Here is a 13,545-nt window from a genome sequence, read left to right as displayed (position 1 = left end):
ATGAAGAATATAACAGTTTTTTGTGCGTCGAGTTTTGGTACTGATGCTATTTTTGAGCAGGAGGCGTTTCAGCTTGGGGCTACATTGGCTAAAAATAATATAGGTTTGGTTTATGGCGGTGCGCAGGTAGGGCTTATGGGGGCTGTAGCAAATGGTGCGTTGAGCGCAGGCGGCACCGTTACCGGTGTATTGCCACACTTTTTGCAAACCAAAGAAATAGCCCATGCCGGACTTACTGAGTTGATACTTACCGAAACCATGCACGAGCGTAAGACAAAAATGAATGACCTGAGCGATGGCGTAATTGCCCTGCCAGGTGGTTTTGGTACGCTCGAAGAATTGTTTGAAATACTTACCTGGGCACAGCTCGGCCTGCATAAAAAGCCTGTGGCATTGCTAAATGTAAACGGATTTTATGATGAGCTTATCGCCTTTATAGATACTATGGTTGGCAAAGGGCTTTTAAAGGCAGTAAACCGCGATATGTTGCTGGTAGATACTAATGCCGATGCCCTGCTTGATAAAATGCGTAGCTATAAAGCCCCTGAGGTGGGTAAATGGATTAGTAAAGAAACTACATAATAGCATTACCGGAAGTTGCAGATGATATCTCCTTAAATAAATTTTCGTTATTTTTGGTCTGTCAGTAAAAATGATCGTTAGCGTTTCATGAAAAAAATAAGTCTTTTATTGCTTTTTTCTCTCCTTGGGGTTTCCTGTCAATATTTTGATAAGCAGGTGCCCGATGAGGATGCCCTGTTGCAGGAACGCCTGAAAGAAATTAACTGGAAAGAAGTAAGTAGTTACCCCTCGCTGGCAGAGTGTGATGTAATAACCGATAAAGCCCTTAAAAAAGAATGCTTTTTCTCGGCCATGGCACGCCTGGTGCAGGAAAAGCTTGGGGCTGATACCATTGCACTCTTATACCCGCAACTGGATACCATACAGGTTAAGGTTACGGTTTTTGCCGACGCCCGCCTGCAGTTTGATCCCCAGTTCCCAAAAGATAGCGTGCAATATGATACGGTTAAAATAGATAGTATCATTAAAGCCCGCCTGGTCGATTTCCCTAAAGTAGAGCCTGCACAAAAAGAGGGCGTGCCCGTTACCAGCCAGTTTGTACTTCCCGTGATTTTAGATGTGAAGAAATAGGCCTTTTGTTTTGCCGCGAATTACACGAATCTTCACAAATAAAAGAAAACCGGATGGCGCGGATCTTTGATCCGTGATTTACTTTCGGTTGCTATTATTACGCACGGATTACAAATCCGCGCGATCAACTTCTTCTGAACAGCTTTGTGTCCCTTTGTGGAACTTAGCGAAATTTCATATAAAGTGTTACAAAGATTTCTTTATAACTTCCGCTTAAACGTCAATACAAAATAACTTCCCGCTACTACCGGTAGTACTACATTTAATAACCATTGCAGTGTAGCAGCCAAGACAACGATCCATTCGTTTACGCCAATAATTTCAAAGAAATAGACCGCAACGCTGCCACGTACTGCAAAATCGATAAACGTAAAGTTAGGCAATGCTGAGCCTAAAAAGTAAATTCCCGCAATCGCAGCCATCATTACCGGATAGGGTATGCTTACGCCAAAGAGTAAAAACAACAGGTAATGCTGGTTTACAATACTCAGGTAGCGGAATAAGGCCAGTGCCATATTTTTTTGGTGTACACTTTTTGGCAGGGCATTTATCTTCTCAAAAAGCTTTTGTAACGAATAGCCTTTAACCGTAATATTTCGCGACGCGAAAACAATAAGTGCTACTATGCCTATCCCGGCAATAATTGCAAGCAGTAGCGAGTTTGGAATTACACTGTATATAAAATTAAAAGCTACCAGTCCGGTAAGTCCCGCCAGGGTTGCAATAATCATCTGTACACCGTTGCACACAAGGTTCAGGAACACAATCTCTTTCGCGTCCTGTTTTTTATAGTAGAGTGCTTTGGCGGCATATTCGCCCAGTCCGTTTGGTGTAAAAATAGCGGCGGTAACCGCAGCAAGTACCTGTGCGGCACTCTGCCCCAGCGATACCGGTTGTAGGGTGTTGGCCAGTGCCTTCCATTTCAGGATCTCTAAAAAACGATTTAAAAAAGTAAGCATGATAATGGCTGCAACAATAAACCATGCATTAGGTTTTGCTAAAGCCGTGCTGAAACGGTGGGGGTCAAACTGCTCGCCATTAGCCAGGCGGTTATAGATATAATAAAAAGCGCCGCTTACAACTAAAAGTTTAGCGATAAAAACAAACAATTGCTTAGTTTTGTGGGGCAGGGCTTTCATCCGGCAAAAGTAACTAAAATAGCTTTGGCAAACGAACGTATTATATTAGGCATTGACCCCGGAACGACCATTATGGGCTTTGGCCTTATAAGGGTGGTTAACAAATCGATGCAATTTATCCAGCTGAATGAATTGCAGCTTAGTAAATATGACGACCATTACCTAAAGCTAAAACTCATCTTTGAACGTACAATAGAACTTATTGATACCCATAACCCGGATGAGATAGCCATTGAGGCGCCATTTTTTGGTAAGAATGTACAGAGTATGCTCAAGCTGGGAAGGGCTCAGGGCGTTGCTATGGCGGCAGGGCTTTCGCGCGACATCCCGGTTACAGAGTATGAACCAAAAAAGATAAAAATGGCCATAACCGGCAACGGTAATGCCAGTAAAGAACAGGTGGCTAAAATGCTGCAACAGCTTTTAGGTTTAAAAGAACTGCCTAAAAACCTGGATAGCACCGATGGCCTTGCAGCAGCCGTATGCCATCATTTTAATACGGGTAAACCTACCGTGGCGGGTAAAAGCTACACCGGTTGGGATGCCTTTATAAAACAAAACCCCGATAAGGTGAAGTAGGGCTTTACAGCCTATTATTTTCTGCCTGAAAAGATTGTACCTTTGCGCCCATGGCGGGCATTTACATCCACATTCCGTTTTGCAGGCAGGCATGCCATTATTGCGATTTCCATTTTTCTACTTCCATGAAAAACCGGGACGATATGGTTTTGGCTTTAGCCAAAGAAATTGCCCTGCGCAAAGACGAATTAGGCGGTGAAGTTATCGAAACCATTTACTTTGGCGGTGGTACACCCTCGGTACTTAGCAATGAACAAACACGGTTTTTATTAGATGCCGTATACCAAAACCATACGGTTATTGCTAATCCTGAAGTGACCCTCGAAGCCAATCCGGATGATTTATCGCCCTCCCGAATTACCGAATTAGCAAATTCACAAATTAACAGGTTAAGCATTGGTGTGCAGTCCTTTTTTGAGGAAGACCTTAAAATGATGAACCGTGCGCACAATGCCACGCAGGCAGAGCAATGTCTTACAGAAGCTGTAAAGTATTTTGATAACATTACACTCGACCTTATTTATGGTATTCCCGGTATGGATAACCACCGATGGATGCAGAATGTAGAAAAGGCGCTGTCGTTTGGCATTCCGCACATATCAAGTTATGCCCTTACGGTAGAGCCTAAAACGGCATTGCATACGCTGGTTAAAAAAGGTATTATTTCTGCACCAAGTGATGAAGCAGCGCATGAGCAGTTTTTGTTATTGGCTGATAGGCTGGAGCAGGAAGGCTTTGTGCATTATGAGCTGTCAAACTTTGGTAAGCCTGAATATTTTTCAAAGAATAATACAGCCTACTGGCTGGGTAAAAAGTACCTGGGTATAGGCCCATCGGCGCATAGTTACAACGGTACCCACCGCAGCTGGAATGTAGCTAATAATAACCTGTATCTCCGGAAAGTACAAGAAGGTGTTTTGCCTCTTGAATCAGAAGAGCTTTCTGTAACAGATCGTTATAATGAATATGTAATGACGGGGCTGCGTACCATTTGGGGTGTAGATGTCTTGAAAGTACAAGAAAATTTTGGAAATGCCTTCTCAGATTATTTGCTTAAAGAGGCGACGCCTTTTGTACACCAGCAACTGCTTTCTTTTGAAAATAACATCCTTAAAACCACCCGTGCCGGAAAGTTCCTGGCCGATGGCATAGCCAGCGATTTGTTTTTTGTAAATTTGGAGTAGGATGTAACAGATGAACACCGAGATTTAATCAGTGTGGTGTCGTTGATTTATTCTCCGTGAATCTCTGTGAAACCTCTGTGTAACTCTGTGAAATAGTCTTTAAAAATATTATGCTTGCTACTATAGACCATAAAGAGAAAAGTTATAAAGTAGACTTTTCTAAACCCATTGATATTTCGATACCACTAACCGGCGATAGCCAAAACCCAATTGCCTGGTATTTAGAACACCCTATTATACGCCCCGTAGCTATAGATAACTGGGTGGGCAAGGTAAGCGAGGGTGCATCAACAAATTTTAATAACATAGCCTTTAATCCGCACGCGCACGGTACACACACCGAATGCCTGGGGCATATTACCAACGATTTTTACAGCATCAACAAAACGCTGGTCAAGTTCTTCTTTATGGCAGAGCTGATATCGGTTACGCCTGAAGTGCAGGGCGATGACAATGTTATAACTAAAGCGCAGATAGAGAATAAGCTAAACGGTAAAACCCCTGAGGCACTTGTAATCCGAACGCTACCTAATAAAGCCGACAAGCAACATAAAAATTACAGCCATACCAATCCGCCTTATCTTGAAGCCGCTGCGGCAGATTATATCCGTGAATGCGGTATTGATCACCTGCTTATCGACCTGCCTAGTGTAGACCGCGAGGAAGATGAAGGCAGGCTGGGGGCACACAAAGCTTTCTGGAATATTACCGATGTTCAGGGATTAAACGCAGATGCCCGCCGTCATGCCACGATTACTGAAATGATCTTTGTGCCCGATGCTGTTCTTGACGGTACGTATCTGTTAAATATTCAGATTGCTTCTTTTGAAAATGATGCCAGCCCGAGTAAGCCTGTTCTTTATAGATTATTTTAAATGATGAATTTTAAATTTTGAATGGCATGAAACAGCTTATTCAGTTAGAGGAAGCAGCATTATTTGCATTAGGTATTTATGGGTTTAGCCTGTTGCCGTTTGCGTGGTGGTGGTTTTCTGTGCTTATACTGGTGCCTGATTTTTCCATGCTTGGTTACCTTGCAGGAAATCGTGTAGGGGCATGGGCATACAATCTGTTCCATCATAGGGCGGTTGCTGTAGTAGTTTATATTTTGGGTATTTATACAGGGAATGCATTAATCCAACTTGCAGGTGTTATCCTATTTGCGCATTCGAGTATGGACAGGATGTTTGGCTACGGCCTTAAATATGAACGTGGATTTAAATTTACCCATTTGGGTGAGATAGGGAAGAAGACATAGATTCTTTAGAAGATGCAATAAGATAATAGATGAAAGACAGAGCGGCTCAGATACTTTGCAACTCTGTAACTTTGCTACTTTAAAAACTTTAAGACTTTCAACTTTATGACCATAACCGACTTTTACGATTTTTGCCTTGCCAAAAAAGGTGTTACAGAACATTTTCCGTTTGATGAGGATACGCTTGTGTTTAAGGTGGGCGGTAAGATGTTTGCACTCTCGTCACTTTCTGAATGGGAGAAAGGCAGTCCGTCTATGAACCTTAAGTGCGACCCGGAACGGGCTTTAGAACTCCGTGCCGAATATGATGGTATTAATCCCGGTTTCCATATGAGCAAGGTACACTGGAATACTATTACAGTAAACAGCGATGTGCCTGTTAAGCTGCTGCGCGAACTTATTACGCATTCTTACGAGCTTATATTTAACAGCCTGACCAAAAAACTACAGGCAGAAATTTTGCAAAAAGATAACTAAGAAATTCAGGCTACTTTGGTAACTTTGAATTTCAATCAATTAACCTTTCAAGATGAAAGAGCAGTTTAAAAAGTTTCTTAACGAAGAGCAGGACCCTAAAGCCATCGAAAAAATATCAGCCAAACTCAGCGATCTCCTTATGAGAAATGAAGAGGTGGGCTACATAGGTGTACAGAAAAAACCGGCCATTACTGTTTTTCCTGACAGTATAGTGCTTACCAACAGGCGTATTATCATCTGCAAGCCAAAAAACCTGGGGCTGAGCATGGATTTTACCGATTATCCGTGGACAAACATCGCGGGTGTTTTTGTAAAAGAGAACATACTGGGCTCTGAATTTTCGTTCAATACCAATACAGATCTTACTATTTCTATAGATTACCTGCCCAAGATACAGGCACGCAAAATATACACTTTTGCCAAAGAACAGCTTGAAGAACTTAAGCAGGCTGCGAAACCTACTGAGGTTAAAGCTGAAGATAAGGTTGAGGAAAAAGAAATTCCATCTGACCCGCCGGGGCACATCAATGATGCTTATATTAACGAGCAGATAGAAGAAATAGAGGCTGAAGAGGTAAACGATTTTTCATCTCTTATGAACAGTGCTTTTAAGAATGAAAGTGATGGCTACAAAGAAGAAACTAAAGCTGCCGAGCCTGTACCGGTTATTTCAGATAAAGAAGATAAGCTTGTAGCCAAAGAAAAAGCAGGGCTTGAAAGCCTGACTAAAGAGGCACTTTTTGATAAGCTGCAAAGCTATAAAAGGCTGCTTGATAACGGACTGATATTACAGGGTGAATACGATGCCCTTAAAAAAGAAATACTCGCCCATTTATAATTATGGAAGCATTTGTAACTTCAGAAATTGCGGGAGGTGTAGGTACCGTTACGTTTTTTCATCCGCAGGGCAATTCTATGCCCGGTGTACAACTGGCGCGCCTGGCTGCCGAGATTAAGAGCCTTGGTGACAATCCTGATGTTCGTGTAATTGTGCTTAAAAGCGGGGGCGAAAAAGCCTTTTGTGCCGGGGCATCGTTTAGCGAACTGCTAAGTATTACCAATGAGGCTGATGGTAAGGCGTTTTTTTCCGGGTTTGCCAATGTTATCAATGCTATGCGAAAGGCGCCCAAACTGGTTATTGCCCGTATACAGGGCAGGGCAGTGGGTGGTGGTGTAGGCCTTGCCGCTGCGGCTGATTACACACTTGCGACAGAAGCCGCTGCTGTAAAACTGAGCGAACTGACCATAGGCATAGGGCCGTTTGTAATTAGCCCTGCCGTAGAGCGTAAAATAGGTACGTCTGCATTTATGCGCATGAGTATTAATGCAACCCAATTTTACAGTGCAGCATGGGCACACGAGAAAAACCTGTATGCAGAGGTATTCGACACAATCGAGGCACTTGACGGAGCTGTTGCTGCACTTGCGGGTAAATTGTCAGCTTACAATCCTGAAGCTATGAAGCTATTAAAGCAGGTAGCCTGGGAGGGAACCGAAAACTGGGATGCACTGCTTGCCGAACGTGCGGAAATGAGTGGTAAGTTGGTGTTGTCTGACTTTACAAAACAGGCGCTGAATGCGCTAAAAGGTTCGTAGTTGTATGTTCAGGATTTATAGTTGCAAACTTTATGACTTTGTAAGTTTACAACTATAAAGTCTTTTGTTATCTTTGGGGTGTAAATGAAAATCACCGAGCAAATAAAACAGCCCATCTCGGCCGAAATGGAACTTTTTGAAAAAAAGTTCCACGAGTCGATGTCTTCAAAAGTGGCGTTGCTCAACCGCATTACCTACTACATAGTAAATCGTAAGGGCAAGCAAATGCGCCCTATGTTTGTGTTTCTTACAGCCAAGATGGTAAGTGGTGGGCTGGTTAACGAGCGCACTTATCGTGGTGCTTCGGTAATAGAGCTTATCCATACCGCAACGCTGGTGCATGATGATGTGGTAGACGACTCTAACCGCCGCCGTGGCTTCTTTTCGCTTAATGCCCTGTGGAAGAATAAGATTGCGGTGCTGGTGGGCGACTACCTGCTGTCTAAAGGTTTGCTGCTTAGTATAGATCATGGCGATTTCGATTTGCTGCGTATTATATCTGTTGCGGTGCGCGAAATGAGTGAGGGCGAACTTTTACAAATTGAAAAAGCGCGCAGGCTCGATATTACTGAGGATATTTATTATGAAATTATCCGCCAAAAGACCGCTACGCTTATTGCGGCCTGTTGTTCCCTGGGTGCTACATCTGTAAACCCTGATAGTGAAGATACCGAGAAGATGCGCAAATTTGGCGAACTTATAGGTATGGCGTTCCAGATAAAAGATGACCTTTTTGATTATACTGATGATGCCATTGGTAAACCAACAGGTATTGACATTAAAGAGCAAAAGATGACGCTTCCGCTAATTTATGCCCTTAACAACTGCTCTAAAGCAGAAAAAAAATGGGTAATAAATTCGGTTAAAAACCACAACAAAGATAAAAAGCGGGTTAAGGAGGTTATCGATTTTGTAACAAACAAAGGCGGGCTTTCTTACGCCGAACAAAAAATGGCGCAGTACCAGGAAGAGGCTTTGCAGTTGCTATCAGGCTATCCATCTTCTCCTTATAAAGATGCACTCGTACTTATGGTAAATTACGTTATTGAGCGTAAGATATAAGGTTATTTTTGCTGCCTGTTTTCGATGTAAATTTTCCAGAGCTTACCAATGAATAACGTGTTTATAGCCATGAGTAAATATACGGCTATAAATGCGGGCTTAAAGTCATAGTGCCTAAACAAATCTGTCTGCACCGCCATAAGACACAATACCCCAAAAGACCATACGATAGTTAATGCAGTTAACCTGTTTTTAGTAGCAAGCGGCTTAAGGTTTTCAAAGCGTGGTGTGGTTTTTCCCATGTCAGAAAAGTTTGTGCTAAAGTATGTGTTTAAAACAAAAATCCCAAACATTGCGTTTGGGATTTTGTTATTATACGGTTGTTTTTTATACTGAAAACTAATCGCTACTTACCGTCTCCGCGTACTTTCTTCTCCCATTTCCAGGCAGAGGCAAGCGCTTCGTCTAAAGAAAGTTCGGCGTTCCAGCCTAATACTTCATTGGCTTTAGTAGTGTCGGCATACGCTTCGGTAACGTCGCCTTCGCGGCGCGGCACTATTTTATAGTTCAGCTTTTCGCCGGTAGCAGCCTCAAAAGCATTAATTACTTCAAGTACTGAGTTGCCTTTGCCGGTGCCAAGGTTAAATACCTCCACTTTTTCGGTATTGTTCTTTTCAACCAGGCGTTTCAGCGCAATAACGTGTGCCTTTGCAAGGTCTACCACATGTATGTAATCGCGTACGCAGGTGCCATCCGGCGTTGGGTAATCATTTCCAAAAACCGATAGTTCCTGGCGAAGCCCCATGGCGGTTTGTGTAATAAACGGCACAAGGTTTTGCGGTACACCAAGCGGAAGCTCGCCAATATTAGCCGACGGATGTGCTCCAACCGGGTTAAAGTAGCGTAGTAATATTGCAGTGATGTTGCTTACTTTAGCAACATCATGTATTATCTCTTCGCCTATTTTTTTTGTATTGCCGTAAGGACTCATGGCAGGCTGTACTGGCGTACTTTCAGATATTGGCATCTTTTCTGCCTGGCCATAAACGGTACACGATGAACTAAAGATAAAATTAGCGGCATCCTTTTTCTGTAACTCCTGAAGAATATATACTAAGGCGCCAAGGTTGTTTTCGTAATAAAGTAGCGGGTTTTGCACACTTTCGCCTACAGCCTTACTTGCAGCAAAATGTATGGCGCCTCTTACATCGCTGTATTTTTTAAAGAAGTTCTGTACGGCCGCCTTGTCGCGCAGGTCGATCTGTTCAAATTCAGGCTTTTTTCCGGTAATAGCCTCAATGCCTTCAAGGACTTCTATAGAAGCGTTAGAAAGGTCGTCGATAACCACTACATCAAAACCTGTGTTCTGAAGTTCTACAACAGTGTGCGATCCTATAAAGCCCAGGCCGCCGGTTACAAGTATTTTCATTCTTTATTGTTTTGTTGGTTTAATAGTATAGTCTACCACAAAGGCGCCTTTTTTATCATAGTAGCAGTATTTGAGGGAAATATTCTTCTCCCTGAATTCTGCCATCTGGGGCGATTTGTCCAGGTTTTCCTGTGTCCCTTTTTTAAGTTGCGCCACTACGTCGTTTAAATTTTCGGTAAAGGCTTCTTTTTCAAGGGTTACAATGGTATAGTAATAGTTAAGGGTAAGCGGCTCCTTTTGTACATTAGTGCTATCAAGCCTTGTGTCGTTATCAACCTTCATGGGAAATGACTTATTCATCTTTTCTGAGGTTTTTAAAAGTACAGTCATCACCTTTCCCTGTAAAGTAAGATACCGCAAAATACGAAATTATAAAAGCTATTGCAAAACCTGCAATGCCTCCTGCGGTTATCTTTTTGCGTTTTCCCTCTTCCATTATTTCAGGAATTCAAGTACTGCACCGGTTATAAAAGCTATTTGCTCATCGTCAAGCTCCGTGTGCATTGGCAGGGCAATAACTTCTTTTACCAGCTGGTTTGTTACCGGAAAATCTGCCTCGTTATAGCGGGCATCTGCATATGCTTTCTGGCTGTGTAGCGGTATTGGGTAGTAAATAGCGCATGGTATGCCTTTGTCCAGCAGGTGCTGTAGCAGGGCATCGCGGTCTGTATTTAGTACACGCATTACATACTGGTGAAAAACGTGGCTGTCTTCATCTCCTGTTATTACAGGAGTAACAATATTTGTATGGCCGGCAAATGCAGCACTATATTTAGCAGCAGCTTCGCTACGGGCTTTGTTGTAACTGTCAAGGTTAGGTAGCTTTGCATTAAGCACTGCCGCCTGTATGCTGTCTAAACGGGAGTTTACACCCACAACATCGTGGTGGTAGCGCACATACATACCGTGGTTTACAATCCCGCGCAGGGTATGTGCCAGTTCATCATCATTTGTAAAAATAGCACCGCCATCGCCATAGCACCCCAGGTTTTTAGATGGGAAGAATGATGTAGAAGCTACATCGCCTATAACCCCGGCTTTCTTTTTAGAACCATCGGCATACTTATAATTCGCGCCTATGGCCTGAGCGTTATCTTCAATAACATACAGGTTGTGTTCTTTGGCTATCGCCAGAATGGCTTCCATATTAGCTGCCTGCCCAAAAAGGTGCACCGGAACGATGGCTTTGGTTTTTGGTGTAATGGCTTTTTTAATAGCTTCGATAGAAATGTTGTAAGTGTCAGCATCTACATCTACCAGTACCGGAGTAAGTTGCAGCAGGGCTATAACTTCTACGGTTGCAGCAAAGGTAAAGTCGGCAGTTATAACCTCGTCGCCGGGTTTCAGGCCAAGGCCCATCATGGCTATTTGTAGTGCATCTGTACCGTTAGCACACGGTATAACGTGCTTAGCACCAAGGTAGTCTTCCAGGTCTTTCTGAAATTTATGCACTTGTGGGCCGTTGATGTAAGAGGTGGTGTCAAGCACTTCCTGAATAGAAGCGTTTACGGTATCTTTAATCTGGTCGTACTGGCTTTTCAGGTCGACCATTTGTATTTTTTTCATTGTAGTGAAATTATTAAAGTCACGCAAAACTACTAATTTAATGCCGCCCTGCCAATGAAAAATACGTAATTTAGCACCCCAATATTCAGCCTATGCTTTTCGTATACAGCCTGCTTACCCACATTGCCGGATACCTCCTTAAAATAGTGGCGCTTTTTAACCACAAAATGAAACTTTTTGTAACCGGCAGGAAAGACGTTTTTACTACACTGGCACAAAAAATAAACGCTACTGATAAAGTGATCTGGTTTCATGCTGCATCGCTTGGAGAGTATGAACAGGGTTTGCCTATCATGGAAAAGATGCGCGAACTATACCCGGCACATAAAATACTGCTTACTTTTTTTTCGCCGTCGGGCTATGAGATCCGAAAGAATACCAAGGCTGCCGATGTGGTAGTATACCTGCCGCTTGATACATTGAGCAATGCCAAAAAGTTTATACAGCTCGCACACCCTGATATGGCCTTTTTTATAAAATATGAATTTTGGCCAAATTACCTTAACGAGCTCAAGAAATACAATACAAAAACCTATCTCATTTCAGGCCTTTTTCGGCCAAATCAGGCGTTCTTTAAATGGTATGGCAGTACTTATCGCAATGCTTTTAAGGTGTTTAAACACTTTTTTGTGCAGTATGAGAGTTCTAAAACACTGCTCGCTACCATTGGCTTTACTAATGTAACGGTGAGTGGCGATACACGATACGACCGCGTGAGCCGTATTTTAGAACAGGATAATAAACTGCCGTTTATAGAAGAATTTATTGATGGCAAAACAACAGTTGTTTTTGGGAGTTCCTGGCCAAAGGATGAGAGTATGTTTACCGATTTTATAAACAGTGCTGTTAATACCAAATTCATTATTGCACCGCATACCTTTGGCGAAAGCCATATGGCTGACCTGCAAAAGAACATAAAACGCAACGTGATTTTCTATACCGAAAAGGATGGGGAAAACCTGGCTGAATACGATGTACTTATCGTAAATACCATTGGGCTTTTAGGTAAAATATACAGCTATGCCGATGTGGCTTATGTAGGTGGTGGCTTTGGTTCATCTGGTCTGCACAATATACTGGAGCCTGCTGCTTTTGGTGTGCCTATTATTATTGGGCCTAATCATACTAAATTTCCCGAGGCTATTGCACTGGTTGAAGATGGTGGCGTTATTGCTGTAAGTGATAAGCCTGAAATGGAGGAGGCTCTTAGTAACTTAGTATATAATGATGCCTACAGGCAGGAAAAAGGCCTGATAGCCGGTGCTTTTGTGCGAAATAACCGTGGTGCTATAAATATTATAATTAACCATATTCAGAATGATACAGCCCGTATTTAAACCTTTTGAAGCTGCCGATGCCCCGGCAGTTGTCAGCATGATGGAGCAGTTTTATGCTATAGATGGGTATCCTATGGATGCTGTGGTTAGTAAAGGACTTTTTTTCGAATTTATAGAGAACGAAAGTTTGGGTAAAGGCTGGGTAATTATTGCCGATGGAAACCCTGTTGGTTATATAATATTGACCTTTGTGTTCAGTTTTGAATATGCCGGACGCATTGCATTTCTGGACGAACTTTTTGTGTCTGAAACTATGCGTGGGCAGGGTATTGCAAAGCAGGCGCTCAATTTTATTGCTGAAGCTGCCAAAGCGCTCTCAATAAAAGTTGTTTACCTGGAAATAGAACCGCACAATGAAGGAGCTAAAAAACTATACCTGTCTAAGAATTTTAAAGAGCACAAACGCGGGCTGATGAAGCTAATTCCGTAATTAGGTTTTGAGGTCTAATTATCTGCAATAAAATGGTCGTCGGCGCCATCGGCAAGTACAATGTAAATACGCTCCCAGCGTTCGCCTTCAATAAGCTCCCAGGTGTGGCCTTCGCCCTCAGTATCTTCTGCAATAAGCAAAATGCCCGGTTTTATAATAAAGGCATCGCCATTGCTTACTTTAAAACGTAGTGTACCGCTAAGCGTTACCACATATTGCCGGCGTGGGGCAGGGTGTGCTACCTTTTGATATTCTTCTATATAGGTTTGGGCAAAAAATCCTTTAGCTTCTATAAATACGGTATTGGCCATGCTGCCGTATTCAAAAGTACATTTCCCATCGGGGGTATTTATAAGCCTTACGGCTTTTATAAGCGTTGTGTCTGTCAAAATCTTT

The 13,545-nt window shown here is 42.7% G+C and carries 19 protein-coding genes; 12 read left to right on the top strand and 7 right to left on the bottom strand.

What is annotated here, in order from left to right:
* On the top strand, window positions 1-582 hold the full coding sequence (locus DYH63_RS15495; RefSeq protein WP_116789653.1) for an LOG family protein: 582 nt from the start codon (window positions 1-3) through the stop codon (window positions 580-582).
* Between the two features lie 87 nt (window positions 583-669).
* On the top strand, window positions 670-1,152 hold the full coding sequence (locus DYH63_RS15490) for a hypothetical protein (protein ID WP_116789652.1): 483 nt from the start codon (window positions 670-672) through the stop codon (window positions 1,150-1,152).
* Window positions 1,153-1,352: 200 nt separating this feature from the next.
* Here the strand turns inward: DYH63_RS15490 and DYH63_RS15485 are convergent, their stop codons facing one another.
* On the bottom strand, window positions 1,353-2,291 hold the full coding sequence (locus DYH63_RS15485; protein ID WP_116789651.1) for a lysylphosphatidylglycerol synthase domain-containing protein: 939 nt from the start codon (window positions 2,289-2,291) through the stop codon (window positions 1,353-1,355).
* Between the two features lie 24 nt (window positions 2,292-2,315).
* Here DYH63_RS15485 and ruvC point away from each other — a divergent pair, with 24 nt between their 5' ends.
* The 8 genes from ruvC to DYH63_RS15445 all read left to right on the top strand — a co-directional run bounded on the left by ruvC (window position 2,316) and on the right by DYH63_RS15445 (window position 8,447).
* On the top strand, window positions 2,316-2,870 hold the full coding sequence (ruvC, locus tag DYH63_RS15480) for a crossover junction endodeoxyribonuclease RuvC (RefSeq protein WP_116790865.1): 555 nt from the start codon (window positions 2,316-2,318) through the stop codon (window positions 2,868-2,870).
* Window positions 2,871-2,920: 50 nt separating this feature from the next.
* Window positions 2,921-4,054 carry a radical SAM family heme chaperone HemW gene (hemW, locus tag DYH63_RS15475; RefSeq protein WP_116789650.1) on the top strand — a complete coding sequence of 378 codons (1,134 nt, stop codon included), beginning with the start codon at window positions 2,921-2,923 and terminating at the stop codon, window positions 4,052-4,054.
* A gap of 110 nt (window positions 4,055-4,164) precedes the next feature.
* Window positions 4,165-4,929, top strand: coding sequence for a cyclase family protein (locus tag DYH63_RS15470; protein WP_116789649.1), 765 nt, complete (start codon window positions 4,165-4,167; stop codon window positions 4,927-4,929).
* A gap of 26 nt (window positions 4,930-4,955) precedes the next feature.
* Window positions 4,956-5,312: a DUF4260 domain-containing protein gene (locus DYH63_RS15465; RefSeq protein WP_116789648.1), complete on the top strand. Its 357-nt coding sequence runs from the start codon at window positions 4,956-4,958 to the stop codon at window positions 5,310-5,312.
* Window positions 5,313-5,417: 105 nt separating this feature from the next.
* Window positions 5,418-5,789: an MmcQ/YjbR family DNA-binding protein gene (locus DYH63_RS15460; protein ID WP_116789647.1), complete on the top strand. Its 372-nt coding sequence runs from the start codon at window positions 5,418-5,420 to the stop codon at window positions 5,787-5,789.
* A 52-nt stretch (window positions 5,790-5,841) separates the two neighbouring features.
* Window positions 5,842-6,627, top strand: coding sequence for a PH domain-containing protein (locus DYH63_RS15455; protein ID WP_116789646.1), 786 nt, complete (start codon window positions 5,842-5,844; stop codon window positions 6,625-6,627).
* A 2-nt stretch (window positions 6,628-6,629) separates the two neighbouring features.
* Window positions 6,630-7,385, top strand: coding sequence for an enoyl-CoA hydratase/isomerase family protein (locus DYH63_RS15450; RefSeq protein ID WP_116789645.1), 756 nt, complete (start codon window positions 6,630-6,632; stop codon window positions 7,383-7,385).
* 84 nt (window positions 7,386-7,469) lie between these two features.
* Complete coding sequence (locus tag DYH63_RS15445; protein WP_116789644.1) at window positions 7,470-8,447, top strand: polyprenyl synthetase family protein; 978 nt, start codon at window positions 7,470-7,472, stop codon at window positions 8,445-8,447.
* 2 nt (window positions 8,448-8,449) lie between these two features.
* Here the strand turns inward: DYH63_RS15445 and DYH63_RS15440 are convergent, their stop codons facing one another.
* The 5 genes from DYH63_RS15440 to DYH63_RS15425 form a co-directional block, all read right to left on the bottom strand.
* Window positions 8,450-8,689, bottom strand: a complete 240-nt coding sequence (locus tag DYH63_RS15440; protein WP_116789643.1) for a hypothetical protein — start codon at window positions 8,687-8,689, stop codon at window positions 8,450-8,452.
* 104 nt (window positions 8,690-8,793) lie between these two features.
* On the bottom strand, window positions 8,794-9,816 hold the full coding sequence (gene galE, locus DYH63_RS15435) for a UDP-glucose 4-epimerase GalE (protein WP_116789642.1): 1,023 nt from the start codon (window positions 9,814-9,816) through the stop codon (window positions 8,794-8,796).
* 3 nt (window positions 9,817-9,819) lie between these two features.
* On the bottom strand, window positions 9,820-10,116 hold the full coding sequence (locus tag DYH63_RS15430; protein ID WP_116789641.1) for a DUF8479 domain-containing protein: 297 nt from the start codon (window positions 10,114-10,116) through the stop codon (window positions 9,820-9,822).
* Entirely contained in the window at window positions 10,109-10,252 is a 144-nt protein-coding gene (locus DYH63_RS21360) for a hypothetical protein (protein ID WP_162927053.1), read from the bottom strand. The genes DYH63_RS15430 and DYH63_RS21360 overlap by 8 nt, the downstream gene beginning before the upstream one ends.
* Window positions 10,252-11,382 (bottom strand): DegT/DnrJ/EryC1/StrS family aminotransferase, encoded by a 1,131-nt coding sequence (locus tag DYH63_RS15425; RefSeq protein WP_116789640.1) that lies wholly within the window; start codon window positions 11,380-11,382, stop codon window positions 10,252-10,254. The genes DYH63_RS21360 and DYH63_RS15425 overlap by 1 nt, the downstream gene beginning before the upstream one ends.
* 92 nt (window positions 11,383-11,474) lie before the next feature.
* Between DYH63_RS15425 and DYH63_RS15420 the strand changes: the two genes are divergently transcribed.
* Window positions 11,475-12,719 carry a 3-deoxy-D-manno-octulosonic acid transferase gene (locus DYH63_RS15420; protein WP_116789639.1) on the top strand — a complete coding sequence of 415 codons (1,245 nt, stop codon included), beginning with the start codon at window positions 11,475-11,477 and terminating at the stop codon, window positions 12,717-12,719.
* A complete protein-coding gene (locus DYH63_RS15415) occupies window positions 12,700-13,149 on the top strand; it encodes a GNAT family N-acetyltransferase (RefSeq protein WP_116789638.1) in 450 nt (149 codons plus the stop codon). Before DYH63_RS15420 ends, DYH63_RS15415 begins: the two co-directional genes overlap by 20 nt.
* A 14-nt stretch (window positions 13,150-13,163) precedes the next feature.
* On the opposite strand, the gene DYH63_RS15410 is transcribed toward DYH63_RS15415, so the two are convergent.
* Window positions 13,164-13,538, bottom strand: a complete 375-nt coding sequence (locus DYH63_RS15410) for a cupin domain-containing protein (protein WP_116789637.1) — start codon at window positions 13,536-13,538, stop codon at window positions 13,164-13,166.
* Between the last annotated feature and the right edge of the window lie 7 nt (window positions 13,539-13,545).

The sequence above is a fragment of the Flavobacterium psychrotrophum genome, assembly GCF_003403075.1.
Taxonomy (GTDB): domain Bacteria; phylum Bacteroidota; class Bacteroidia; order Flavobacteriales; family Flavobacteriaceae; genus Flavobacterium; species Flavobacterium psychrotrophum.
The sequence above is the reverse complement of the archived record's forward strand: the minus strand, read 5'-3'. Positions and strand labels throughout refer to the sequence as shown.

What these genes read in the sequence shown, in the direction of transcription:
- DYH63_RS15495 (WP_116789653.1), top strand. Translation starts at nt 1, where the DNA reads ATGAAGAATATAACAGTTTTTTGTGCGTCGAGTTTTGGTACTGATGCT.
- DYH63_RS15490 (WP_116789652.1), top strand. Translation starts at nt 670, where the DNA reads ATGAAAAAAATAAGTCTTTTATTGCTTTTTTCTCTCCTTGGGGTTTCC.
- DYH63_RS15485 (WP_116789651.1), bottom strand. Translation starts at nt 2,291, where the DNA reads ATGAAAGCCCTGCCCCACAAAACTAAGCAATTGTTTGTTTTTATCGCT.
- hemW (WP_116789650.1), top strand. Translation starts at nt 2,921, where the DNA reads ATGGCGGGCATTTACATCCACATTCCGTTTTGCAGGCAGGCATGCCAT.
- DYH63_RS15470 (WP_116789649.1), top strand. Translation starts at nt 4,165, where the DNA reads ATGCTTGCTACTATAGACCATAAAGAGAAAAGTTATAAAGTAGACTTT.
- DYH63_RS15465 (WP_116789648.1), top strand. Translation starts at nt 4,956, where the DNA reads ATGAAACAGCTTATTCAGTTAGAGGAAGCAGCATTATTTGCATTAGGT.
- DYH63_RS15460 (WP_116789647.1), top strand. Translation starts at nt 5,418, where the DNA reads ATGACCATAACCGACTTTTACGATTTTTGCCTTGCCAAAAAAGGTGTT.
- DYH63_RS15455 (WP_116789646.1), top strand. Translation starts at nt 5,842, where the DNA reads ATGAAAGAGCAGTTTAAAAAGTTTCTTAACGAAGAGCAGGACCCTAAA.
- DYH63_RS15450 (WP_116789645.1), top strand. Translation starts at nt 6,630, where the DNA reads ATGGAAGCATTTGTAACTTCAGAAATTGCGGGAGGTGTAGGTACCGTT.
- DYH63_RS15445 (WP_116789644.1), top strand. Translation starts at nt 7,470, where the DNA reads ATGAAAATCACCGAGCAAATAAAACAGCCCATCTCGGCCGAAATGGAA.
- DYH63_RS15440 (WP_116789643.1), bottom strand. Translation starts at nt 8,689, where the DNA reads ATGGGAAAAACCACACCACGCTTTGAAAACCTTAAGCCGCTTGCTACT.
- galE (WP_116789642.1), bottom strand. Translation starts at nt 9,816, where the DNA reads ATGAAAATACTTGTAACCGGCGGCCTGGGCTTTATAGGATCGCACACT.
- DYH63_RS15430 (WP_116789641.1), bottom strand. Translation starts at nt 10,116, where the DNA reads ATGAATAAGTCATTTCCCATGAAGGTTGATAACGACACAAGGCTTGAT.
- DYH63_RS21360 (WP_162927053.1), bottom strand. Translation starts at nt 10,252, where the DNA reads ATGGAAGAGGGAAAACGCAAAAAGATAACCGCAGGAGGCATTGCAGGT.
- DYH63_RS15425 (WP_116789640.1), bottom strand. Translation starts at nt 11,382, where the DNA reads ATGAAAAAAATACAAATGGTCGACCTGAAAAGCCAGTACGACCAGATT.
- DYH63_RS15420 (WP_116789639.1), top strand. Translation starts at nt 11,475, where the DNA reads ATGCTTTTCGTATACAGCCTGCTTACCCACATTGCCGGATACCTCCTT.
- DYH63_RS15415 (WP_116789638.1), top strand. Translation starts at nt 12,700, where the DNA reads ATGATACAGCCCGTATTTAAACCTTTTGAAGCTGCCGATGCCCCGGCA.